Here is a 24646-nt window from a genome sequence, read left to right as displayed (position 1 = left end):
ACACAATATGAATCTTAAGCGAGTTGTAGTCACAGGACTAGGGGCATTGACGCCCATCGGTAACAATATTGAAGAATATTGGGATGGATTAGTAAATGGTAAAAGCGGTTGCGCACCCATTACATATTTCGATACCGAACATTTCAAGACTAAATTTGCTTGCGAAGTCAAAAATTATAATCCCACAGATTATTTCGAAAGAAAAGAAGCACGTAAACTTGATAAGTTTGCGCAGTACGCTATTGTTTCTTCTGAAGAAGCTATAAAAGATGCTGCTATCGATCTTGAGAAGGTTGATAAATTTAGAGTTGGTGTTATCTGGGGTGCTGGTATTGGTGGATTAGAAACTTTTCAGGAAGAAGTAATTGGTTATGCCAATGGAAATGGAACACCGCGTTTCAATCCTTTCTTCATCCCAAAAATGATTGCCGATATTGCTCCTGGTCACATTTCTATTAGAAATGGTTTTATGGGACCTAATTATACCACGGTTTCGGCTTGTGCTTCATCAGCCAATTCTATGATCGATGCTCTAAACTATATTCGTTTAGGACATTGCGATATCATTGTAACAGGAGGAAGTGAAGCAGCAGTTACAATTGCTGGTATGGGAGGATTTAATGCTATGCATGCGTTATCTACAAGAAATGAGAGTCCGGAAACTGCCTCGAGACCTTTTGATGCAACCAGAGATGGTTTTGTCCTAGGAGAAGGTGGTGGTGCTCTTATCCTTGAAGAATATGAACACGCAAAAGCACGTGGCGCAAAAATCTATGCAGAGGTTGTTGGTGGTGGAATGTCTAGTGATGCTTATCACATGACTGCCCCGCATCCAGATGGGATTGGAGTAGAACGTGTAATGCTTAATTGTTTACGAGATGCAGGTGTAAACCCAGAACAAGTAGATGCTATAAATACTCATGGAACATCCACTCCTTTAGGAGATGTTGCAGAATTGAAAGCTATTACTAAAGTTTTTGGTGATCACGCACCTAACATGAATATAAATTCAACAAAATCTATGACTGGACACTTACTTGGTGCAGCTGGAGCTATAGAATCAATTGCTTCTATACTTGCAATGCAACATAGCATCGTGCCTCCAACGATCAATCACACTACTGTGGATGAAAACATAGACAACAGGTTAAATTTAACACTAAACAAAGCTCAAAAACGTGAGATTACGTATGCAATGAGTAACACATTTGGCTTCGGAGGTCATAATGCTTGTGTATTATTTAAAAAACTAGACGAATAATAATGAGTGTTATTCGCAACATATTAAATTCCCGCTCTGATAAGAACGGGAATTTTTTTTCTAAAATTCAAAATATCGTAGGCTTTAAGCCCAAAAACATTGGCCCTTACGAAAAAGCTTTTACGCATCGATCTCTAAACCTTAAGGATAAAAAAGGAAATGCGGTTAATTATGAACGACTAGAATTTCTTGGAGATGCCATGCTTAGTAGCGTTATCGCTGCCCATTTATTTAAAGAAGTGCCTGAAGGTAATGAAGGGTATCTTACCAAGATGCGAGCTAAAGTAGTAAGTAGAAAACACCTAAACGAACTAGGAAAAGATCTTAAATTAATAGAACTAGTAAGAACTAATATCCCAAAATCTCAATTTGGTATAAATATTCATGGTAATCTATTCGAAGCATTAATTGGGGCAATTTATCTAGATAGAGGATTTGTTTATTGTGAACGTTTTATACACGAATCTGTTATCAATCCTTATGTAGACATTGAAAGCCTAGAAGGACAAATTATTAGTTATAAAAGTTTGTTGATAGAATGGTGTCAAAAGGTAAAGAAGAATTTTAACTATGAAATCTATGAAGATACCGGAAAAGATGAAATGAAACATTTTGCGGTAAAACTCTGGATCGATGAAAAAGTAGTAGCAAAAGCAAGAGCAACTTCTAAGAAGAAAGCTGAAGAAAAAGCTTCTAAAAGAGCATATTTCGCATTTCAATCCAAAATTAATTTCCCATAAAAATTTAGTTTTCTTTTATTTCTATTCTAAAAAGCTGTTAATAGATTATAAAATTGTCATTTTAACGTCACTTTTACCCATGCTTACCTAAAAGATACTAACTCAATCGTTTTCGTACAATATCTTTATGTTTTATTAAACTCCTAAGGAGATTTTATTTGTATATTTCTCGATAATTCTGGAAAAATATAAATTTTAATGGCAATCCAAAGGTTAATTTTAGATACCCTAGAAGATGATGATTATGATCTAATTGCCATCCATAGTTCGCTAGCTTCATATCGATTAGCTTTTGCGTTAAATAAATATATGGATCTTAGACTTTTCAGAAAAGATCAAGATATAAAATTTGAATATGATGCCCAATCGGCGAGTTTTCCGCTGTTTCAATATCATGACCATTTTCAATATAATACTTATAGTCTTTTGGGAAATAAATTTAAGACAAAAGTTAAATCTGATAGTGCGCCAACAGAAGGTTTGTTTGCTGAGGCAACGGAAGAACGCTATGTTACCAAACACCTCATCCCAGAACTAAAAAATGTGGATTACTTTCTGAAAATAGAAGCTGAAACTTCTCAGTTTTCAAGTAAAACATTAACTACTAATCTACTTACTATACCACAAATTATTACAGCTTACGTAGTAGATTATACACAACTAAAATCAAAGAACAACTTAATATTTGAATAATGCCGAAAACTAAGAAAACTAAAATAGTGGCAACACTTGGACCCGCTACCAGTACAAAAGATGTATTGAAAAAAATGCTAGATGCGGGTGTAAATGTTTTTAGAATTAATTTTTCTCATGCTGACTATGAAGATGTAAAAGAACGAGTTAAAATGATACGTGATTTAGGTTCTAAACATGGCTACAATGCAGCTATTCTAGCAGACTTACAAGGCCCTAAATTAAGGGTTGGTGTTATGAAAGGAGATGTCATTGTTAATGATGGTGATCATATTAATTTTGTCACAGGAAAGCCTTTTGAAGGTACCGCAGAAAGTGTTTATATGAACTATGATACTTTTCCTAAAGATGTAAAATCAGGGGAAAGAATTTTACTAGATGATGGAAAATTAATTTTCGAAGTAGTTTCCTCTAATAATAAAGATACCGTAAAGGCCAAAGTAATTCAAGGTGGACCTCTAAGATCTAAAAAAGGGGTGAACTTACCTAATACAAATATTTCATTACCGGCTCTTACTGAAAAAGATATTAAGGATGCTATTTTTGCTTGTAGTCTACAGGTTGATTGGGTCGCATTATCTTTCGTGCGTCACGCACAGGATCTTATTCAATTACAAGATTTAATTAAAGAACATAGTGAACATAAAATTCCTATTGTTGCTAAAATCGAAAAACCTGAAGGTGTAGAAAACATTGATAAAATTGTTGCATACTGCGATGGTTTAATGGTAGCGCGAGGAGATCTTGGAGTAGAAATCCCTGCTCAAGAAGTTCCTCTTATACAAAAGAAACTAGTTTTAAAAGCTAAAACAGCAAGAATTCCAGTAATCATTGCCACTCAGATGATGGAAACTATGATTGATAGTTTAACCCCAACACGTGCAGAGGTTAATGATGTTGCTAATTCTGTTATGGATGGTGCGGATGCGGTTATGCTATCAGGTGAAACCTCTGTTGGTAAATATCCAGTGCAGGTTATTGAGACTATGACCAAAATTATTAATAGTGTTGAGAACTCTGAATTAATACAAGTACCTCAAAGTCCACCTCATATTAGAACAAATAGATTTATTACCAAATCTATTTGTTATCACGCTGCACATATGGCTAACGATATAGAGGCTAAAGCAATCTGCACACTTACTAATAGTGGATATACTGCTTTTCAGATCTCTGCTTGGAGACCTGGAGCTCATATTTTAGTTTTTACCAGTAATAGAAGAATTCTTTCTCAACTTAGTCTATTATGGGGAGTAAAAGCCTTCTATTATGATAAATATGTGAGTACTGATGAAACAGTACAAGACGTTAACAATTTAGCCTTAGAACGAGGTTTTGTTGAAAAAAACGACATGTTAATTAATCTTGCCGCAATGCCAGTCGCCGAAAAAGGAATGGTAAATACATTAAGAGTATCGCAGATGTAAGCATACCTCATAATATCTAAATGTTATAAAAAAGACTTCTTAATAAGAAGTCTTTTTTCTTTTACGCTACACTAAAGATCGATTCTAAGTCTTCAATTGTTACAGGTTTAATTAAGTAATCCTTTACACCTTTTATGTTCTTTGCCTTAGTAATATCGAGTGGGTTAATAGAAGAACTAACAATATATAGTGTAATAACTTTCCCAAAATTATTTTTAATACTGATAAATTGTTCTAAAAACTCCCAACCATCCATAACTGGCATGTTTAGATCTAAAAAAATTATTTCAGGAATATTTTCTTCGCTTACATTAGTTAAAATAGCTTCAAAATAACTCAAAGCTTCTTTTCCATTTTCGAAAACTAATAAATTTTTACAAAGCTGTTTTGCTTCAATTATTCGTTTTACCAAATTTACATAGACACTATCATCATCGATAATGCATGCCAATTCTATTTTATCGCCCATTATATAAGAATTATGTGTGTTTAAAATCCTATTGTAAAAGTAGTTCCTTTATTCACTTCACTTTCTACACTTATAGTACCATCCATCGATTCTACCTGATTCTTTGTTAAGAACAATCCGATGCCAACAGCATCTTTATTGTAATGAAAAGTTTTATACATCCCAAACACTTTATCTTTAAAGAGTTTCAGGTCAATACCTACACCATTATCAGAAACTTTTAAAAACTTATTTCCATCATCTACATATGTCTTTATAAAAATAATAGGTTCTCTATCTGGATGTTTATATTTTATTGCATTCGTTATTAAATTGAGTAAGATACTTTCTAAATACGCCGGTATATAGGCAATCTCTTCTACTTCATTAAAATCAGCTTGTATATCAGCGTTACTATTGCTAATCATATGACTAATACCATTTACTACCAATTTTAAAGCGTCTTTAAATTTAATTGGTACTCTTTCTTGTTTATTATTAGTCTGTATAGTAACAATCTCGTTAAGATGTTCTATCGTAGTATTTAAGTTAGTCGAAATTGTCTTCACTTCTTTAATTAACTCCTCCTTTTCTTTGGGATCATCAATATCTTCTATAAGCTGAACTAATAAGGACAAGTTACTTGTGTGTGATCTAAGATTATGTGAGACAATGTGCGCAAAATTGAATAATCTAGAATTCTGGGCGGCAATAATGTCCACTGATTTCTGTAAACTAACTTCTTTTCTTTTAATATCATCAATGTCCTGAAAAACTCCTCGAATACCAATAATTTCTTTGTTCTCGTTATATATTGGTTTTCCGATTGCTCTTGCCCAAAACTCCCTATTATTAGCAGTAACCATTTTAATTTCGGTATTAAATGGAGTTCCCATCATAGCACAATTAAAAAAACAATCAGCTGCCAATTGTCTATGATCTTCAGAATAATAATTTGCCGAATCTTTTAGAGATGGTTTATAATCTTCCGGATACTCGAGTATCCTATAAGTTTCAAAATCCCAAGAACTTTCTTTTTTATGAAAATCTACATACCAACTGCCTGTAGCAGTCATTTGAGCAGTCTCTTTATAGTAGAAATTATCTTTTTTTATAGTCTTGTCTGGTTCAAGTTTAATTTCGAAGAAAAAAACAAAACTAGCTTCTGCCTTAATATTTACAGGTAATGCATCATTAGTAACACAACGAAATAATTGATAATTTCCTTTAGCATTTAATATTTTAATATGCTGTTTAAAATTTACCGTATTTATTCGATAGTTCAAGAAATTATCTCTGAAGACATCAATATCTTCTTTGTGAATAAGATGCTCTAAAAAATAATCAAAATTTGATTGGACTTCATCTTTAGAGTATCCAAGAATTTCATAAAATCTTTCTGACCAATTTTCTCTATACGGATCGATATGCAACTCCCAATAACCCGTATTGAAGTCTTGCATCACATTGTTAAAAAGTTCATTCTGGAGCATTTAAAGTTGGTTAAAATATAAACGTTCTAACAATATAAGGATTTCTAATTGTTTTCTTCTATTCTGTCCAACCTTATAGACAATGCTTTTGTAGAAATCTGTACTTCTATAAATGATAATAAAAGCGAAATCATCAAAGCAAATAAACTTATCCCAAATATTAAATTCGCTAAGCTATTATTTTCTACATATAATAAGAACATAGTAATTACACTCGTAAGAAAACTAATAATAGCGATCGCTTGCATATTTCTAATCAACCACAATCGTTTTCTAAGATTTTTAATTTGTAATACGGTGTTTTTTGATGGTGAATTTAGGTATTCCTTATGCAACTGTCTTATTAATGCTGCTATTGCCAAATATCTAGCGTTATAAGCCAACATGGTTAACGATATTGCTGGAAAAAGTAAAGCTGGGATTCCCATGGTTAGTGCCATAATAATAAAAGTTTGACACTAAGTTAGTTTAATTTGGAATAGTTTGTTTTATAATTTTATAGGTTACCACCATTTTTTCATTTTTCAGAGATAAAAAATATAAACCTTGTGGAAAATTTCTTATATCTATTGGGGATTTACATCCTTCCTTTTTAAACAATAGTTTGCCATTTATATCCGTAAAAGCTACATCATATATGGCATTGATGCTGTTTATATAAATATAATCAGTAACTGGATTTGGGTAAATGAAAAAACTTTCCTGTAAGCTTTCTTCTATAGATAGATTAATATTTATAAATTCAAAAGCTCCTATATCTTTATTAGAACCAGATGGTCTTTGATTATTCATTATATCAAAAAAGACTGGTATGCTATTACTTCCTTGGTTGACCATTGGGCTGAATTCAGTGGGTGTATAATTTAAAATATTGTTTTGATCTGCCGCTGATTCAGGCAAAGTTCCTGAGATATAATTCGGATTTTCAGTAACTAAATTACTACTGGTAAAGATATTTGTGCTAAGGCCGTCTTGATTTAGAATTTCTCCTTCCATTTCATTAGAAACTGAAATAGCATTATTCTGGATATTTACTTCAAAAGCATCTCTAACTCTTACAATTCGACCAGATGTTCCGCTTTCTGGAGTTACAGGTCTCCAATTTACTGTATTATGAAACACATCTACTTCACCAGAAAGTACACCATTACCGTCATTACCTATAAAAACCGCATTACGATATCCATCAATAACATTGTTTCTGATAGTGACATTAGTCGCTTCTATATTAATTCCATTTATCGTTGGTCCAAAGGATTGACCAACGTAATCCGAATTTTGACCAATATAATTACCTTCTATAGTCACATCAGAAATTGCGGCAATAGTTTGAGCATTTTGAGGATTAACACCTAATATTCTATCCATATTATTTCTATAAATCATAACATGCCTTTGTCCATCACCTCTAACAGTGATAGCCGTTTTGGTATCTACCAAGTTTGTTAATATATTATGTGCTAAAAACTGCTTTTCCCCTCCTTGAATCCTGATGCCATGTTCGGGTTGCGCAGTACCTATTAATTGATCTATTGTATTTCCCACAAAAGAAAAACGATTACTATCACCAGAGAATACACCTATAACTCCAAAATCATGTAATTGAGAATCAAAAACTCCAAAAAGATTTGATTCATCTTGGTAAATTGCTCTTCCTGTTGCTTGTTCTATCTCCAGACGAAGTGCTACAATATTCTCGGAGTTGTTTAAAACTGTAATTGCTCCTGCTCCAAATGGACCAGTACCTTGTGGTATTAAATGAAGATCCATAATCCTTATATCAGAAGAATTTATTAATTGTAAAACTTCTTCTGTATTAGAAGTTAAAACTGGAGAGTTCCCTGATCCATATGCGCCAATAATAATAGGTCCATTTTGTAGTTCTTCAATATTTTCCCCATTAGTATCAAAAGTATCTCCTCTTCTAAACAATATTTGCTCATTACTATTCAATTGTTGTAAGGCATGTTCTGCAGTTTCCCAGGCGGTTTCTGCAGTAACTCCATCATTAGAATTATCCCCATCTTCTGATACATAATATGTTATTCCTGTAAAAGAAGTTGTTGTTATGGTAATAGTTTGCATATCTACATTCCCTTAAGGGTCTGTTACCGTGCATTGTACCGTATATACTCCTGGTTGTTCAAAAACATGTCCCGCTACCATACCTTTAGAGATCTCCCAAGTACCATCAGCATCTGTATTAGTAGTGTCAAAACTCCAAGAGAAATCGGAATTTGTCAAATCATTCGTTCCATCTAAACCTGCTGACTGTGTTGCATCAAAAAAAACATATAATGGAGCTACTCCTGTAATTCGACTTGTTTCTATTTGTAGTGTTACTTGACCAATTGCAGAAAAGTTACTAAATAATAAAAGGTAAAGAAAATTTCTCATCACTCTCCCTCTAGTGAAAACCTAAACGCTCCATTGATGTTTTCGATATTATTATTTTGATCAAACCCTTCTCCCCATTCTCCGTTAAACGTAGCTGCTGGTTCACCTCTTCTACCATTCACAATACCTTTCAATACACGATTGTTATTATCAAAATTGACTATCATAATTGATCCATCTATAATCCAAGTCCCCTCCATAGAAAATATATCACCATCACTAATACCTAATAACCCAGCTGTTCCTTCTTTTGTAAAATTTATAGAATTACCAGAACCAAAAGACTCGTTTGAATTATCGGTTACGTCGTTATTAAATCCACCATAAAACAGACCTTCGACAAAAGAGTTTTTAATCGTAACGGTTATTGTTGCGCTTTCTATTGAATTAGATGCTGTTATAAAAACTTCTGTCTCACCCAACGGGATCGATCTATCCCAGGAAAGTATACCTGTTTCTTCATCTATGGATAAAGTATTTCTATTAAATAAATCATCTGGTGCCGTGTTCGGCAATGTTGTAGCAGAGAATGTTCCTCTCTCTTCTGACCAATTCACTGCTGGTGGTAACGTTTCTCCAGCTTCTAAAAAACTGGTCTCAATGAAACTTTCTTCATATACAACTGTTAATCCATTGTTGTCATCATCATTATTACAAGCATTTATAATAATAAAAAAAAATAATGCTCCTATATATTTTATTGTCTTCATCTATTCTTCAATTAAAACATTATTATAGAGCAGTAAGCTTTAAAACTTATAAGCCTACTGCTCTTTTAAAAAGGGGTGAGGTGTGACTTACACAAATACGTATTATAGAATAAAAAAGTTTTTAATTTTTAGAAATCATCTTTAAAACTAAATGCTCCCATTAACTCTTCGATATTATCATTCTCATCAAGTCCTTTCCCCCATAACCCAGAAAATACAATTTCAGAATCAATTGCAGGATCATCGGGTAATATTGTAGATAAAACACCTTTCATTACTAGATTTTCTCCTGGATAATCGATATGTGTATATGAAGCCCTTATAGTATCTCCTTCTGCCTTCCAATTTCCGCCACCAACTACAGTTGATTCGAACTCAGAAAGTAATGTTACCACACCATCATCTCGTAATTTAAAAAGGAGATTATCTTCAATAATAGATGAGAAGGGATCATCTGAAGTATCATTATTGAAGCCTCCAGTCATAAACTTATTTCGCCCAGTAAATACATTGTTAATTGTTATCGTTACAGAGCCCGTTCCAAATTCATTCAATGCTGTAACAAATACATTAATTTCACCAAGAGGTAAAGAATTATTCCAACTAAGTACTCCGGTTTCCGAATTAATAAAAATAGAATTCCCTACGAGGTCAACTCCTTCTGATGAAGGTAATGTTGTAGCAGAGAATGTTCCATTTTCTTCTAACATATTTATTGTTGCAGGGCTCGTTTCTCCTTCCTCCAAAAAGCTAGTCTCAATAAAATTTTGTTCATACTCAATACTTATACTATTAGAGTCATCATCACTGTTGCAAGCACTTATAATTACCACAAACAATAATATTCCTATATATTTAATTATTTTCATCTGTTATTTAGTTTTAGTGATTTATAGGAAAAGCTGTAAATCTTTAATTTCTTAAGAGTCATCATTTAATATTAAAAAGGTCTACTATTTCCTCATAAGTCATGTTTTTATAATCAGCTACTGATTTTCCTGCGGCTACACCACCAGGTATTATAACATATCGGTAATCTTCGAAAAAATCAAAATCATTACTATTTCCACCTGTAACCAAACCTAATACTCTTATTTGACCACTATCAATTGAATATGTATATAATTGTTCTTCTGACCGATACTCATACGGCAGCGGTACAGCTTCCAATCCTACTGCTAAAAGAACACTTTCTCCTCTTGCATAAACTAACACTACACTTATGTCAAGGTCAATATCCAAATCAATAATTTCTTGACTGTTAGCCAGAGTAAAAACTTTTTGATTTAAACCTCCTCCAACAGAAAAACCATTAGGAATCCAATCAGAATAAATAACATTTGCCGTTCCCGTATCTCCATCGATCCCATCAACTCCATCAATCCCATCTTGACCAGCAAGACCAACAGCACCATCTTCTCCATCAGAACAAGAAAATATGAACAATGATATTGTAACTATTATCAAACATTTTACTAAATTTTTCATCCCTTTTATTGTTTTAAAATTATACGGCAAACATAAATATCACTTGTCCTTTACATGTCCGATATATTTGATATTCAAGGAATCCGGACGTATTTGGGTGGATAAAAATTCCTTCTAATAAATAAGCCTTTTATTCATTTCATATTCGTCATTAGTGCAGCCCAAAGGATCATAACTATGAGTATTCCCAATCCTGCAAATTGCCAAATCGGTCCTTTAGTTTTATTTTTTAAAGCAATACAATCTTGTTTTATAGGTTCCGGCATCTCCTTTATATTAAGAACATTTTTACAATGCTGACACTGAGACATTCCTTTTTTACCTATGGGAAATATTGGAATCCAAAAAACATGAACATGTCTTCTAAACACAATTAGCCTTAATGAACCTTTAGTACCACAACTTGGACAAATAGATCCGGTAGATTGTTTAGATGTTACATAAACTGATCTGCTGCCAAAAATTATCATAGTGTTTTAATTTTTATAATTTTCCTTAAAACTACACCTATAATCTTCTGTGTTTTCAGGGTAATTTTAACTTATATTATTGTTATTTGATTTAATCAAAATCAATTTTTTAACTTCTAAATATTCATCCTTTTTGGACATTAGGTTGCTACTAATATTTCTTTTTCCACCTTCGAAATGAAGAATTAATAAATAACTATCATTTATATAAACTTCATTGATTTCAAATATGCTCAATAGCGCTATAGTGGTGAACTTTCTTTTTAAACCTATAGATGGTATTCTTATTTTAAAATCATCTATGGTTAAATACCCTCCCAAATATTTATATTTCTTTTCTTCTGTAATGAAAAATGAATTTCTACTCCTCGATACGTGTTCACTCATACAATACTATTTCTCATTAAACTGAATCTCTAATACTCATAAAAATTTATAAAAACCCCGAGATAGGGGACTCAGGGTTTTTTAAATTATTCTAGGACGATTATTGGATATTAAAAAGCTGAACTATTTCTTCATAAGACATGTTCTCATAGTCCGTTGCAGATTTTCCAGCAGCTACTCCACCGGGAATTATGACATATCTGAAGTCATTGAAAAAAGTGAAATTGTTATTTCCATCATTATCCAATGCTGATACTTCAATTCGTATAGTTACACCAGTTGTAAAATTTGCCACCTGAAAAGTATAATATTCCTGTTGGCTAGTGAGAGCATAAGGAAGTTGATATACCTCAGACAAAATAGCGTTTACTTCACGACGCCCATAAACTAATACTACATCTTCACTAAGATTTAACTCAGCAGAACTAAGTGTAGTTAGTAACTGTGTGTTGGATGGTTGCGGTCCACTAACTTCGAAATCTCTGGCAATCCAATCAGAATACACAACATTCGCTGTTCCTGTATCTCCTTGATCACCCTGATCCCCTTGATCTCCTTGCGGACCCTGATCACCCTGAATACCTTGTTCGCCTTGCGGTCCTACCGCACCATCTTCTCCCTCACAAGAGATACTGCATATGGATAGTAATACAATCATCACACATCCAATTAAATTTTTCATTGCTTTCATTTTATAAAAGTTTTTAATGTTAATGAAGCAAACTTAAATAAGGGTGGTTTTTTCACTATCCGAAAAGTTTGAATTTCAATAAATTCGGACGTATTTAGATAATTAATACCGTCTTCAATTAAAGATACCTAACATATATCTATCACTCCACTAGCTACGGTTTTAGATTTGAAGAATTAGGAGATATAAAAACTTTGATTCAGAATGGATAGTGTCTAGTACTTACTCTTAGTTTATAAAATTCCTCAATATTCTGTGAATTCTTTCCTGCTTTCTTTAAACAAACTTAGTATATCGTTATCCCACTTAAAGTCATTCAGATACCAATTGTCATTTTTTCCTTTATAAAATGTAAACTTTATTAGTACACCACTCATTTCATATTTTAAGACATACGTTATCATATACATCAAATCTTCGATTACATCTTCCTTCACCAACTTATTCCCAATTGAAGCACCATATTCGACTTCAAATGTGTCAAAGTGATCCATTGCTCTCTGCTGTGTATATTTATATTCATCTCGTATGAAAACCCACATCATCCCTATTTTGATGAGGCCACCAACAATATCCTTTTGTGAAAAATCATCAATTATTTGTTGACATTCCTCTTTTATTTCTTCTCGATTTGCAAATTCTTTTTCTTTTTGTGAAAAGCAAAAATGCTGACAAATCATAAACGTAATACAAATTAGAATTTTGCTCCCTCTCATCATTTTTTAAACAATTTAAAAACTTTATATACAATCCTTGCTTCTACATTATATCCATTCCATATTGGAGGAAACTCATCATCATATCCTTTTTCAGAAATGCTTTTGCCTGCTTTAATCCATAAAAATAAATTACGTTGTCGTTTTTTGTTTAGTTTAAATCGAATTCCCAAATTAATATTTCCGTTACTGAATCTTCGCGTCACCTCATCTTCTTTAGTCTTATAAAAATTCGTACTATAATCAATGGTCATAAATCGATATCCCATACCAGTTTCAAAATGAAAAAAAATAACTGGAGCAATTCCAGCAGAAACTCCCGGTAAGGCATATATTGAACCTTTCCCAATAGTATATTCTATACCTGCAGATAACTTAAAAGTATATGGTGGTATTGCTATACCTTGTATTCCATAAGCCACTCCCCCAGCAAGATTCATATTAATGTTTTTCTCTATATAAAGATTATGATCCCCTTGTCCAAGAAGAGTAGGTATACTTATTATATGTACTAATAAAAACGTTATTAATCTCATTACTTTCATATGTGGGATGAAAAGTTTGTTAAGCATATCGTTTAATGCATAGTTTCGTAGCTTAGCCAGCGGGTAGCCATGAATTATACATCTTGTTGTGTTGTGTTTATTTTGTTTGAAATGTAGGTTTTGATATATTGATAGTCGGATTTTTTTTCCAATAAATTGCTAGTAACTGTTCGTTTACCACCTTCAAAAACAATTGTCAAAAATAGATTTCTATTAACTTCCATCTCATCTATAGATATGACATTAGAAAACTTGATTTCAGTTCTTACTCTTTTAAAACCTACTGGGGGAATAATAATAGAATCTGTTTTTAATACTAAAAACTCTTTCTTTTTAAGTTTGAGATATGCACCAGTAGATGCAGCAATTACAAATAAAAGACTAATGGTAAAAAATATCCAATGAAAAATAGCCGCTTCTGTTTCAGATAACTTAATTAGTTTATTAATAATTAACCCTTTTTCATTATCAATAGCTTTAATAAAAAATAAAACAGCGGCTCCTCCAAAAAGAATAATACCTAAAATGATTAAAAACCATTTGCCTTGATATGGGTATTTTTTTTCAAACTCATCCATTTAATTAATATTTAGATCATTTTTTCAATTAAACACAACATACTAGTATCTACAATCATAACTTCGGTTTTTATTAGTCTTATTCTCTCCTAAAGTCTTCTATGAGTTGTCTAATATCAGCTCTTATTCGATCTATGACCCACTTCTGTTCTGCTTTATCAATACCTTCTAAAATCTCATTATTATCCAAATTAAAATCTAGTAAAGTATCTTCTAGAAATTCATTTTCTAATTCAGATATTCTTTGCTTCTTATTGTGATCCACAGCCCCTATTTTAGAAATAGCACTATCTAATCTATTTTTAGTCAAATAATTCCGTATTTCAGCTATTAAAAATGATAGTTCTTCTGTATAAGAATTAGTGTTTTCAGTAAAAGCCCACTTTTTTGCCTGATGGAATTTATTTTCTTCTTCGAACTTATTGTTCTTAATTTTAACGACTGGTCTCTTATTTACATTTATTGTATAATCATATGGTTTTACTATTATTCCCTCGATTAAATTATCAGATATATTGGGTAAGTTTAACTCTTGCGGTATTTTAGAATTTATTGATATATTAAAATTTAAAGCCTCTGATAATTTACCAACGAATAGTGGTTTGACAAATGATATATTGTATTTTTCAAAATATGTTATACTTTCTTTGTATGATAGATAGTACTTAGCATCGGAAATTATTGCTATATCGAAGGCGAAGAAGTTTATAGAAGGGTCATAATAAACACCTGTTTGTATAGCCTGTACTCTTTTATCTGGAGTAACATTTTCATGTGGATATATGCCTCCAAAAAGCTCTCCGTAAATAATATACCTTGTTGCTTTATATTGTAAGCTTAACTCTTCAAAAAGCTCAAGAATATTACTTTCGATTTGTTTTACCACTAGTTGAAAACCAAAAAAATCACTTTTCCAGGTCAGTAATTCCTTTCTTTTAGCAAATGTAAGCTCTCTATTTTCATAGATAAAACTAAAATTGGCACCGTGTATTTTTTCTGTTGCAACCCAATCTAACTTATCCAAAGACTTAAAATCATTCGCATCAAAACCTTTTAAATTCTTAGCAGTTTTTTCATATCCAGAAAAACTTTCTATCATTGGGTTTTAATTTTAGAGAATAGTTCTTTTACAAGAAATAATTTGTCTCAGTTCTGATCCAAGTTCTATTTCTTCCCAAATGTGTACATCATCTTCGATAGACAGGGGATTTTGGTCTGATTGAATGTATCGTTTTATTGATGTTACAATTGGATCATTACCCTCGCTAATCTTTAGTATTGATTTTCCACCAGGAATACTATTACTACCTTCATATTCATAACAAAAAACGATCACTTTATCTCCTTTCTTAACATCTACATTAGCAAAACAATCAGAAGAAACGTATGTTTCTTCTTGGTAGCTGCTGTTTTTAAGTTCTTTTGAAAGAAGCACCTCATCTATTCTTACAATTCCCGTTTGAAATTCATACTGTTCTTTTTCGGTTTTTTTATAAATTTCATTAATAGTTCCTTGAAAAACCAGACTGTATTTTTCGCCACAATTACCAATAAAAGGACCATTTTGTGGCCACCAATAGGTATATCCTATAGCAAGTGTATCCTCTACTTTGGTTTCAATACTAGAAACCTTTTCTAAATTCTTTGATTTAGTATTACAACTTAAACCTAGGAAACATAATAGGCACATTAATAAAACTGGATTCATTTGAACTATTTTAATCATAATTATTCTAGCGAAAAAACAACCTTAATATAATACTTTGTTGGCTCCTTTACGGCCACCGCATTATAATATTTGTATTTGTTATTTGGGTTTTCAATTTGGATAACGTCTCCTACTTTCTTTCCTATATTGATAGCTATCTGATCAGCTGTTTTTCTCGCATCATCTACAGCCTCTTTAGTTAATTTTCCAATTTGTTCATTGGTCATTTCCTTAGCAATAATATCTACTTTAGTATTAGTGACACCTTCTATTTTTTGACTTATTATTTTTTTTACTTCATCTAACGAAGTTGTCTTGTAAAAATAAAAAGAAGAGTTTGTATAATCATAAGAAGAAATACGATACATTATATCCTCTTCGAAACGACTGAAATTAATATTCACTTTGCTTAATGCAGCTGCAAATTCCTTTTCTAATTCGCTTACTGTTTTGCTTTTTATATTAATATTATTTCTATTCTTATAACCTATAACTTCCCTAAATTCTACATTTACAATATAGGTGTTGATTTCATTTGTTTTATTCGCTTCACCAATAACCGAAATCGAATTTTGTTGTTGTGCGTTTAAAAAGCCTTGACATAGTATGAAAACTATGAGTATTTTTTTTATCAAGTTCATAACGTTTTTTTTAAATTATTTATTTAAATATTAAGTTGTTAACCGAATTTAAAAGAGCTTTTTTTACTTTATTTTGGATATATTTCTTAGCCACTCTTTATAGCTCACATCATAAATTGAAGACTTATTTTTTTGAAAAAAAATGATTGCTTCATTTGTGCCTTTCGTCTGATAAATTGTTTTTAATCTATTTCTAAATATTTCCTGATTATGTAATTGTTTTTCACTAGGTAATGGCCGTAAAGGTATTTCCACTCTTGGCATTAATCCTATGAAGTATTTTAATTTAGATATGTACTTATATAATTCATCATCCTTACTTTTTCCGGATAAAATGTTGACAGCAGTTTCTATTAACCATTTATTATAAGGCAGATCATCTTCTATTTCTTTTAGCTGTTCTATCATATATGATTTTGGATATGGCGTTATGCAACCTGTCCAACAAGCCCATACTATTCCTCTCCAATTAAAATTGACAAAATCCTGAAACAGTTTTTCATCCATAGCCTGCACAGTTCTATAACAGAGATATAAAAATTCTAAGCGTTCGCATTTGACCGAAGGATATAGTGGGATATATTTTGAGTATATATCAATGAATTCGACTTGATACTCAAGTAATCTTTTTGCACTGCTCAATCGCGCTATCTTCTGGTAATAGGGATATTGTAAAAACTCTCTAAAATCAAGATAATTATATTTTTTACTGTAATTCATTCCCACACCCTTAACAATCTATAAAGCAATTATTTAACTCATATTAAATTTTATCGATGACCTACTAAGGAATAACTGTTTCTGCAGTACACCATTCTTCAGAAAAGTTAATGTGTTGTTGTACAAAATTTTCTGTTCCGAATTGTAGTGGACACCTTGCTATATTTTGATCATCATTTACTTGAAGTTCTGTCCTGTTTCCAATACCAATAACACCAATAATCTGACCTGCATCCACTTGATCACCAACAGAAATATTTATATCCAATGCATGGTCATAAATAATGAGCCAGTTAGAATTATTACTTGGTTTTATCCATACCTCTAAATCCTCAATATTTATATTCATTCTGATATCTTCAACAACACCGTCACAAACTGCTCTTACCTCTATATCCGATTGGTTGGTGAAATATTCAATCGCTGGGTTTTGTTGAGTTGGAGTTAACGACTCGCCAAATGGAATAAATGAACTAACCTGATCAATTGGTATAGGTGTAATACTAAAAGATGGAGAAATCTGATCGATTAAAGAATCATCATCACCACAACCTATTACTAGCATAAAAATCATTAAAAACCTGATTAATCTCATATCGAAACCTAGCCTGTTTTTACCTTATCAAGTATTATTGATATCCCCACATATCCTGAAAATATGTAGCACCATTTTCCAGACTAAAACCATTAAGAACTAATAATTTATTAGCAAAATATAAAGAAGTATGATATCCTCTAGAAGGAAATTTTTTCTTCACATTCACATGCTCCCAAGCAATCCCATCTTGACTAAACCAAATATCATCATAATAATCATTTTTAGGACCTATACCTGCTGTTAACCACATTCCTTTTTCACTTACGGTAACAGCGTGATTTCTTCTAGGAGAAAACTGAGTGCTAGTAGTAGCTAAATTCCATTGAAATCCATTTATAGAATACCAAACATCATTTAGGTAATTTCCATTATTGTCGTATCCTCCGATAACCCATATTTTATTATCATATACCACCGTTGCATGTCCATATCGCCTGCCAAATGGAGCTAGATTCGTTACCAAGTTCCATTGTACTCCATCACTACTAATCCACACATCTCCTTTTACATCAAAATTATCACTTAACCCACCAATCAAAAACATCCTGTTTTCTATGCTTGCCAGCGTGTGCCATCTACGTGCAGAAAAAGGAGCATTTTTTGCAGTCTGTATCCAATCCTTTCCATTAGTACTGCGCCAAACATCATTAAAGTACTGATTTCCTTGAGTACCTCCTACAATCCACATGTTCTTATCCGCTACAGTCATAGTATGACCATAACGCTCTGCAAATGACGCATTAGGATTTACTTCTTCCCAATTTTTACCATCTTTGCTACTCCAAACATCGTTATACGTAAATTGGTTTCTGATGCCCGCAATCACCCACATTTTATCATCAAACACGGTTGAAGTATGAGCTGCTCTTCCTCCATATGGAGTTTCTTCATTTACTACAGTATTTGGAAGCGTAATTCCACCTATTGGGAGCATTTTTTCTGAAGAAACCTGAGAAGCCTCTTCATGTATATCTTCTTCTTTTAATTCACAACTACAAACAATCAACAAAACTGTTAATAGCCTAAAAATGTATCCAATTCTAAATCTATTTTTCATATCACACGTTTTTAATAACATATGATCAAAAATAACCTCCAATTTTACCTTACATGTCCGAGAAGTTTGAATTTCAAAGAATTCGGATATTTTTTTACAAATACATAATCTAAACCAAGTGGGTTGAGTATTCAACCCACTTGGTTATTTTATTAATTAGTGACTAAGACATCTTTAAATTTTGAATCAACAACTGATCCTGTTTTTTTATTATATACCATATATTCTATGCGCCACCTAGTTGTGCTACCACTTCCATACACAGGAAAACTAAGGCTTGAAGTACTAGCACCTACGTTATCGGTTTGAATTGGTATTAGAAACCCAAAAGTATTTTCTGCCCAAAATCTTATTCTAAAACCTCTTAGGCTACTAGGAAGTGAAGCTAATACATCTTTTGGCAAAAAATATGAATACGTTCCTACCTCATAGGCATCTAAAGAAGAAGGACCGTACACCCCAACAAGATGTGGAATTTGCCATTCATCATCACCCGGAAATCCCCAGTCTTTTGCACTTTCTACAATTTCGACTTTTGGTGTAGCTAAGGTTTCATCTGTATTGTCTAATTCAGGTTTTGAGCACGATGCAACTAGTGCTATTATACAAAATAGTGCTAGTTTTTTGATTTGTTTTTTCATGTAAAATAATTTTTAGTTAATACATTAAAAGTATTGTGACTCTTGCTCTTAGATGTCCGAAAACATTGAATTTCAAAGAATCCGGATATTATTTAGGACTTTTAAAGATGTCATATCTATTATGGAAGACCCCTCTTGTTTAATAGTACATTAATCTTCATTTTGTTTAAAAAATCATTGTTACTCCAAATAGGACTTTCTCTACAGAGGCTTTGAGTATTTTCCGGCTTAATTTTTACGATTTTGGTTTGAAAATGTTGTCTTTTTTTGAAAGTAGTATCTTTTATCATTATAAATTTCTCATACAATTTCCCTTTTCCCGAGACTATTAGTATATAGCAACCATTACATAATGGGAATTGATTAAAACTAGAGCGTTTCTGTATAATCTTGTCTATATTTTGAGTAAACACCAATTCATTTGTTCCGTTTTCTCCATAAGATTCATTTTCATACGGATTTCCTTTAGAATCTGTTACAATAATTTTCAAACCATTGATTGTTTTCCCTGTTTTAGATTCACTAACATCAACTATTACAATTGACGACAAATCCCAAGGGCAATGTTGCGCATGAGATTCGGAAATACTAACTAACGCAATAAAAAATACTATATACCTCATTTTAGATATGATTTCTTTTGCAAAAGAGTTTTACTAAAATTTTGTTCCACGAACTTTAATAGCGTACACTAAAATGATAATAACAACAGGAATTATGAAGAAAACTATGGTAGGTATATTCGTTTGATTATTATCTGTTGCCTTTTGTTCTTTTTCTAGTTTTGTATCAGTTTCAGTTTCTAGATTATCCTTCAAAAAAATAGTGTCTTTTGACGATAGTTTTAGATGAGTCGTCTCATCTGGTTTATATTTTTGATAATTATTTTCAACTATATCTATTGAAGTACTTGCTTCCTGAATTCGTGTCCCAAGTGATGGTTCTTGATAATATTTTTTTGAAAACTCAATCTCCGGATCTTTGTCAAGTTCTATCCACCTGATCTCGTCTTTACGTATTTTTTCATAATATGCAGTTCCTTCTGTAATTTCCTCTTTTAATAATTTTTCTAGCTCATCGATTGTAAATCGACCACCTCTTCTTTTTGTATACTGGTAATAGAGTGTAAGTGCAATCTTCTGATCATACAACTCCTTTGTAGCTTTTTCTTTGCTGTGGTAAGAAGCCTTAAAATATGCTCTTGCGGCTAATTGTCTTGCTCCACTTTTCCAACCACTTGCCATTAATAAATCTCCTAGGGCTTCTAGTAAAATTGGTGAGTCATAATTACCAAACTTCATCATCCCCATAACGCCTTTGACTGCTTTTTGAAGTTCTTCTTTTGGCAATAATTTCTTTTCTATAGTATCTGCTTTCTTACTATAGTATTTATCACTTATAAAAGTATAAAAATTATCAAATGTCTTTATAGGAAAACCTCCACGAGTATCATCAAATCCCAATGATAATGGAAGAACAACTTTTCCGTTTTTCCTTTTACTTAGTACATATTCAACTAAATGTCGTTGATAAATCTCTCTTCCGAAATGAGCTTCTGGATTTATTGCAATTGCTTTGTCAATATATTCTATTCCTTTTTCTAATTGATTATTATGGATGTAGAAAGTTCCGAGATTAGCATATGTTTTATAGTTATTAGGAGCGATACTATCCTTTTTTAGAATAATTTGAATTGCTTTAGGATCATCACCAATTTTTGAATACGCAACGGCAAGATCATCATATAGTTCTAAGTTATCCGGAGATTTCTCTAGTTTTTCCTTTCTATCTTGTATTCGCCATTGATAAAACTCTGGTGAATGCCTTAAAAACTTTCCTGATATTAACTCAATTACATCTGGAAACTGCATTCTTTCCATTTCTATAGTGTCATAATCCCAAAAACAAGAATACCCAAAAAAACAAGTAGAAAAGGTACATACTAAAATTATTGTAAATCGTCTCATATCTTAAATTTAAAAAAAAGGATCCTCATCACTGCGGTTAGGTTAGATAATGAGGATCCACAAGTAATGAAAAGCAAATTGGACAAAAAAACTCTATCACTACATAATTTTGTCTAACTGTTTATTCTAACTTTACTACCCAATAATCCCATTTACCTTTACCAGAACCACTAATATCACCTCCAGGCCCTTGAACATGTCCTGTTACAATATAACCATCGTTGGTTTGCTGAATTGCGTTGGCATAATCTGGTTCTGGACCTCCAACGCTAATTTCCCAAGATAGTTCTCCTAAATCACTTAGTTTAACAATCCAATAGTCTCGATACCCACCATTATTAGTACTTACATCTCCATCACTTGCTCCAGAGTAACCTGCGACAACATATCCTTGATCCGTAGTTTGCTGAATAGATTGACCGCTATCACTTTCTGAACTTCCCAAACTGGTTTCCCAAACTATTTCTCCTGAGCTATTTAACTTAACAATCCACATATCTTTTTTTCCGTTGTTATTACTAACATCAAAATCAGAGGATTCAGAAAATCCTGCTACGATATACCCGTTATCCATAGTTTGATGAACATCATTAGCAAAATCCTCTAATGTGCCTCCTAGAGATTTTTCCCAGACAAGGTTTCCAGAAGGATCTAATTTTATAATCCAGTAATCTCTGTCACCATAATGATTACTTACATCACCATCAAAAGATTCCGTATATCCTCCTACTATATATCCGCCATCGTTAGTTTGCTCTATTGAATTCGCGATATCAAACTCACTCCCTCCAAAGTTTTTTTCCCATTCTAAAGCTCCTAAACTATCTATTTTTATGATCCAAAAATCCATCATTCCATTATTACCACTTACATTTCCATCTGATGAACCAGCGAAACCAGCAACGATATATCCTCCATCTGATGTTTCGTTAATAGAGTTCGCACCCTCATTTCCACTTCCTCCATAATTATTTTCCCAAATCACGTTTCCGGATGCATCTAATTTTATAACCCAAAAATCGAAAAAAGAAGGACTTCCATCAATACTTGTTTGAGAATTACTAGATCCTGTTGCAATATATCCTCCATCTGATGTTTGTTGTATACTATAAACATCATCATTCGAAGAGCCTCCAATATTAGTTTCCCATAATAAATCTCCTGAACCATTTAATTTAATTACCCAAAAATCCCCTCCTAAAAAACCGTCTGCATCATTATTCCCTCCTACATCACCATCATCAGAATTGGATCCTCCTGCTATTACATATCCTCCATCAGTGGTAAGTGCTATTGAATATGCAATATCAATTTCAGAGCCTCCAAAGGATTTCTCCCAGGCAATTGCTACCATATCCCCTGTTGTTTCAGCTGAGGTAAATGAAAAAGTGCTTTGAGTAGCACCATTGTTACCATCAGAAGCTATAACAGTTCCGTTATAATTAGTATTAGGAGAAAGTTCTTCTAATAAATACTCCGTATCTGTAAGAGAGGAGGCTATTTCAGTTCCGTTTAGTGTTATTGTATACGAAACAGTATCACCATCTGGGTCAATTGCTGCATCCCAATTTAATAACGAACTATTTGCTGTAACTTGACTAACACCTATTAAGAAATTTCCTGGATTTTGGTTTTGGGGTAAAACGATTAAATCATCATCATTTTTGCAACTAATTATTATTAAACCTATTACTAGGAACAGATATAAAAAATTATTCTTTTTCATAATATTCAAATTTATTATCAAAAAATGTTTGTAGCATCTTTATCAGAATGAACTATAACATACTCTGGACAATAAATGTAGATCAGTTTAAAGCGTGAAGTATCCGGAAAGTTTGAATTTCAAAGAATTGGGACATTTTTAACCTGTTTTTCTATAAACACTAGGGGAAATACCAGTCACTTTTTTAAACGAACTATAAAATGTAGATTTAGAGTTAAATCCAGATTCTAAAGCAATACCAACAATGGTATAATTTATAAAATTAGTATTCCTTAATTTTAATTTAGCATCTTCTACCCTAAATGTATTTATATAATCTGCGAAATTTTTTCCAGTTAATTTATTCACTAACTGAGACAAATAGTTACTACTAATTTTTAATTTATGTGCTACACTATCTAAACCTAAATTAGGATCTCTATATAATTTTGCTTCTTTCATTAAGAATTCAAGTTCCTTATAGTATGTATTATCATTTGTTATATTACAGCTAGTATTATTACCACAGATTTGCTTTAATTTTTTTTCTGTTAGTTTTGCTATTAAATGGAATAGGAATACATGATCATTGGTAAAAAAGTTTTTTTCCGAATGTTCCGAATCTAAAACACCTATAATGTTCCCTTCAATACATATTGGTACTGATAGTTCGGACATTCTAGTTTCATCATCAACAATATAAGCTTTGTTTTTACTTACATCATTAATGCGTTGATACCTTTGGGATTTTGCCACATTTCCGACAATACCATCTCCCATCTTAATTTTTATCGGACTAACAATTTTCTTCTCTCCATTGTTTTTGTTTCCGAAAGCTGCTTTTTGAATCAAATACTCTTTTTCTTTGTCCAACATATAAATAACACAATCTTCTAGATAAAGATGAGAAATACAGTTTTCTACAATATCCCAGAGTACATCGTTTACATTATTCTTTTCAAAAAGTGATGTTGCAAAATAACTTAGTATAGCTATTGTTTGGATCGGAGCGTTTTGCAAATAATCATCTTCAAATTCATCAAAAACCTCATCAAGATAGGGGATTGATAATCTATTGATACTTTTCTCTGTTGGTTTGTTTTCCTTTTTGGGATATACTTTCTTTTTAGTCTTCTGAAGATTTAAAGCATTATGCTGATCAAAGGAAGTAATAAAAGAATCATTTAATAACAATTCTGATGTTTCTTTAGTCTCAAAAAATAAGAAAAGAAGGGATGTGATTAGAATACACCAAATGTTTAATTCTGTATATAGACGACTTAGTGATATTGAATTACGATCTAGTATAGATATTATAATTGCAATTATAGCAAATAACAAACATACTATTATAAACTTACGAGTGATTTCTTCGGCAGTACTATTGCCTGATTTTTTCTTAATGTCCATTTTGATTTTTTTTGTCCTTACCAAAACTGCTTGAATTAAGTCACAAAAAAAGCGGCTATATTATTCAAACAGGAATTGATTGCTTTCAATTACAAAAGCAAGGTAAAACAAGAATTAAATCCTCTGTTGTACTGTCGTTACGAATGCTTGTACTA

Annotated in this window: 29 protein-coding genes; 4 read left to right on the top strand and 25 right to left on the bottom strand. The window is 32.1% G+C overall.

All coding sequences use genetic code 11. From position 1 onward, the window contains the following. Nucleotides 1-7 precede the first annotated feature (7 nt). From fabF to pyk, 4 genes are all read left to right on the top strand, one after another. The gene (fabF, locus tag H526_RS0119655) at nucleotides 8-1261 is read left to right on the top strand and encodes a beta-ketoacyl-ACP synthase II (RefSeq protein WP_027394585.1); all 1254 of its coding nucleotides are present in this window, start codon (nucleotides 8-10) and stop codon (nucleotides 1259-1261) included. 2 nt (nucleotides 1262-1263) lie between these two features. Beyond that, complete coding sequence (gene rnc, locus H526_RS0119650; protein WP_027394584.1) at nucleotides 1264-2001, top strand: ribonuclease III; 738 nt, start codon at nucleotides 1264-1266, stop codon at nucleotides 1999-2001. A 198-nt stretch (nucleotides 2002-2199) separates the two neighbouring features. Further along, nucleotides 2200-2694, top strand: a complete 495-nt coding sequence (locus H526_RS0119645) for an IPExxxVDY family protein (RefSeq protein ID WP_027394583.1) — start codon at nucleotides 2200-2202, stop codon at nucleotides 2692-2694. Next, nucleotides 2694-4121 carry a pyruvate kinase gene (gene pyk, locus H526_RS0119640; RefSeq protein WP_027394582.1) on the top strand — a complete coding sequence of 476 codons (1428 nt, stop codon included), beginning with the start codon at nucleotides 2694-2696 and terminating at the stop codon, nucleotides 4119-4121. Before H526_RS0119645 ends, pyk begins: the two co-directional genes overlap by 1 nt. A gap of 61 nt (nucleotides 4122-4182) precedes the next feature. On the opposite strand, the gene H526_RS0119635 is transcribed toward pyk, so the two are convergent. The 25 genes from H526_RS0119635 to H526_RS31115 all read right to left on the bottom strand — a co-directional run bounded on the left by H526_RS0119635 (nucleotide 4183) and on the right by H526_RS31115 (nucleotide 24491). Next, nucleotides 4183-4590: a response regulator gene (locus tag H526_RS0119635; protein ID WP_027394581.1), complete on the bottom strand. Its 408-nt coding sequence runs from the start codon at nucleotides 4588-4590 to the stop codon at nucleotides 4183-4185. Between the two features lie 20 nt (nucleotides 4591-4610). Further along, the gene (locus tag H526_RS0119630) at nucleotides 4611-6062 is read right to left on the bottom strand and encodes a PAS domain-containing sensor histidine kinase (RefSeq protein WP_027394580.1); all 1452 of its coding nucleotides are present in this window, start codon (nucleotides 6060-6062) and stop codon (nucleotides 4611-4613) included. 44 nt (nucleotides 6063-6106) lie between these two features. Beyond that, the gene (locus H526_RS0119625) at nucleotides 6107-6502 is read right to left on the bottom strand and encodes a DUF2721 domain-containing protein (RefSeq protein ID WP_027394579.1); all 396 of its coding nucleotides are present in this window, start codon (nucleotides 6500-6502) and stop codon (nucleotides 6107-6109) included. 28 nt (nucleotides 6503-6530) lie between these two features. Beyond that, nucleotides 6531-8147 carry a T9SS type A sorting domain-containing protein gene (locus tag H526_RS0119620; protein WP_027394578.1) on the bottom strand — a complete coding sequence of 539 codons (1617 nt, stop codon included), beginning with the start codon at nucleotides 8145-8147 and terminating at the stop codon, nucleotides 6531-6533. Nucleotides 8148-8159: 12 nt separating this feature from the next. Continuing rightward, nucleotides 8160-8459 carry a PKD domain-containing protein gene (locus H526_RS0119615; protein ID WP_027394577.1) on the bottom strand — a complete coding sequence of 100 codons (300 nt, stop codon included), beginning with the start codon at nucleotides 8457-8459 and terminating at the stop codon, nucleotides 8160-8162. Next, the gene (locus H526_RS0119610; protein ID WP_027394576.1) at nucleotides 8459-9169 is read right to left on the bottom strand and encodes a hypothetical protein; all 711 of its coding nucleotides are present in this window, start codon (nucleotides 9167-9169) and stop codon (nucleotides 8459-8461) included. Before H526_RS0119610 ends, H526_RS0119615 begins: the two co-directional genes overlap by 1 nt. Before the next feature lie 128 nt (nucleotides 9170-9297). Then, complete coding sequence (locus H526_RS0119605) at nucleotides 9298-10038, bottom strand: hypothetical protein (RefSeq protein ID WP_027394575.1); 741 nt, start codon at nucleotides 10036-10038, stop codon at nucleotides 9298-9300. A gap of 61 nt (nucleotides 10039-10099) precedes the next feature. Further along, a complete protein-coding gene (locus H526_RS31120) occupies nucleotides 10100-10657 on the bottom strand; it encodes a hypothetical protein (RefSeq protein ID WP_027394574.1) in 558 nt (185 codons plus the stop codon). 134 nt (nucleotides 10658-10791) lie between these two features. Further along, nucleotides 10792-11127: a zinc-ribbon domain-containing protein gene (locus tag H526_RS29640; RefSeq protein WP_035086085.1), complete on the bottom strand. Its 336-nt coding sequence runs from the start codon at nucleotides 11125-11127 to the stop codon at nucleotides 10792-10794. 66 nt (nucleotides 11128-11193) lie between these two features. After that, nucleotides 11194-11514 (bottom strand): hypothetical protein, encoded by a 321-nt coding sequence (locus H526_RS0119590; protein ID WP_027394573.1) that lies wholly within the window; start codon nucleotides 11512-11514, stop codon nucleotides 11194-11196. Between the two features lie 100 nt (nucleotides 11515-11614). Continuing rightward, a complete protein-coding gene (locus tag H526_RS0119585; RefSeq protein ID WP_155839737.1) occupies nucleotides 11615-12196 on the bottom strand; it encodes a hypothetical protein in 582 nt (193 codons plus the stop codon). Between the two features lie 254 nt (nucleotides 12197-12450). After that, a complete protein-coding gene (locus H526_RS0119580) occupies nucleotides 12451-12921 on the bottom strand; it encodes a hypothetical protein (protein ID WP_211237851.1) in 471 nt (156 codons plus the stop codon). Further along, nucleotides 12921-13493: a hypothetical protein gene (locus tag H526_RS0119575; RefSeq protein WP_211237850.1), complete on the bottom strand. Its 573-nt coding sequence runs from the start codon at nucleotides 13491-13493 to the stop codon at nucleotides 12921-12923. The genes H526_RS0119580 and H526_RS0119575 overlap by 1 nt, the downstream gene beginning before the upstream one ends. A 47-nt stretch (nucleotides 13494-13540) precedes the next feature. Next, nucleotides 13541-14044, bottom strand: coding sequence for a hypothetical protein (locus H526_RS0119570; protein ID WP_027394569.1), 504 nt, complete (start codon nucleotides 14042-14044; stop codon nucleotides 13541-13543). Between the two features lie 79 nt (nucleotides 14045-14123). Continuing rightward, nucleotides 14124-15143 carry an RNA ligase family protein gene (locus tag H526_RS0119565; protein WP_027394568.1) on the bottom strand — a complete coding sequence of 340 codons (1020 nt, stop codon included), beginning with the start codon at nucleotides 15141-15143 and terminating at the stop codon, nucleotides 14124-14126. A 12-nt stretch (nucleotides 15144-15155) separates the two neighbouring features. Beyond that, complete coding sequence (locus H526_RS0119560) at nucleotides 15156-15752, bottom strand: hypothetical protein (RefSeq protein WP_035086080.1); 597 nt, start codon at nucleotides 15750-15752, stop codon at nucleotides 15156-15158. 20 nt (nucleotides 15753-15772) lie between these two features. After that, the gene (locus H526_RS0119555) at nucleotides 15773-16393 is read right to left on the bottom strand and encodes an SIMPL domain-containing protein (RefSeq protein WP_027394566.1); all 621 of its coding nucleotides are present in this window, start codon (nucleotides 16391-16393) and stop codon (nucleotides 15773-15775) included. Between the two features lie 63 nt (nucleotides 16394-16456). Then, the gene (locus tag H526_RS0119550; protein ID WP_027394565.1) at nucleotides 16457-17113 is read right to left on the bottom strand and encodes a hypothetical protein; all 657 of its coding nucleotides are present in this window, start codon (nucleotides 17111-17113) and stop codon (nucleotides 16457-16459) included. 64 nt (nucleotides 17114-17177) lie between these two features. Beyond that, on the bottom strand, nucleotides 17178-17687 hold the full coding sequence (locus H526_RS0119545; RefSeq protein WP_027394564.1) for a peptidoglycan DD-metalloendopeptidase family protein: 510 nt from the start codon (nucleotides 17685-17687) through the stop codon (nucleotides 17178-17180). Between the two features lie 55 nt (nucleotides 17688-17742). After that, nucleotides 17743-18768 carry a Kelch repeat-containing protein gene (locus tag H526_RS0119540; RefSeq protein ID WP_027394563.1) on the bottom strand — a complete coding sequence of 342 codons (1026 nt, stop codon included), beginning with the start codon at nucleotides 18766-18768 and terminating at the stop codon, nucleotides 17743-17745. 152 nt (nucleotides 18769-18920) lie between these two features. After that, the gene (locus tag H526_RS0119535) at nucleotides 18921-19409 is read right to left on the bottom strand and encodes a hypothetical protein (RefSeq protein ID WP_027394562.1); all 489 of its coding nucleotides are present in this window, start codon (nucleotides 19407-19409) and stop codon (nucleotides 18921-18923) included. A 119-nt stretch (nucleotides 19410-19528) separates the two neighbouring features. Then, nucleotides 19529-20032, bottom strand: a complete 504-nt coding sequence (locus H526_RS0119530; RefSeq protein ID WP_027394561.1) for a hypothetical protein — start codon at nucleotides 20030-20032, stop codon at nucleotides 19529-19531. Between the two features lie 33 nt (nucleotides 20033-20065). After that, complete coding sequence (locus H526_RS29635; RefSeq protein ID WP_051336245.1) at nucleotides 20066-21376, bottom strand: tetratricopeptide repeat protein; 1311 nt, start codon at nucleotides 21374-21376, stop codon at nucleotides 20066-20068. Nucleotides 21377-21497: 121 nt separating this feature from the next. Next, nucleotides 21498-23102 (bottom strand): fibronectin type III domain-containing protein, encoded by a 1605-nt coding sequence (locus H526_RS29630; protein ID WP_051336244.1) that lies wholly within the window; start codon nucleotides 23100-23102, stop codon nucleotides 21498-21500. A 138-nt stretch (nucleotides 23103-23240) separates the two neighbouring features. Beyond that, entirely contained in the window at nucleotides 23241-24491 is a 1251-nt protein-coding gene (locus H526_RS31115; RefSeq protein ID WP_027394560.1) for a helix-turn-helix domain-containing protein, read from the bottom strand. Nucleotides 24492-24646 lie beyond the last annotated feature (155 nt).

It is taken from the genome of Aquimarina latercula DSM 2041, from assembly GCF_000430645.1.
GTDB lineage: Bacteria > Bacteroidota > Bacteroidia > Flavobacteriales > Flavobacteriaceae > Aquimarina > Aquimarina latercula.
The sequence above is the reverse complement of the archived record's forward strand: the minus strand, read 5'-3'. Positions and strand labels throughout refer to the sequence as shown.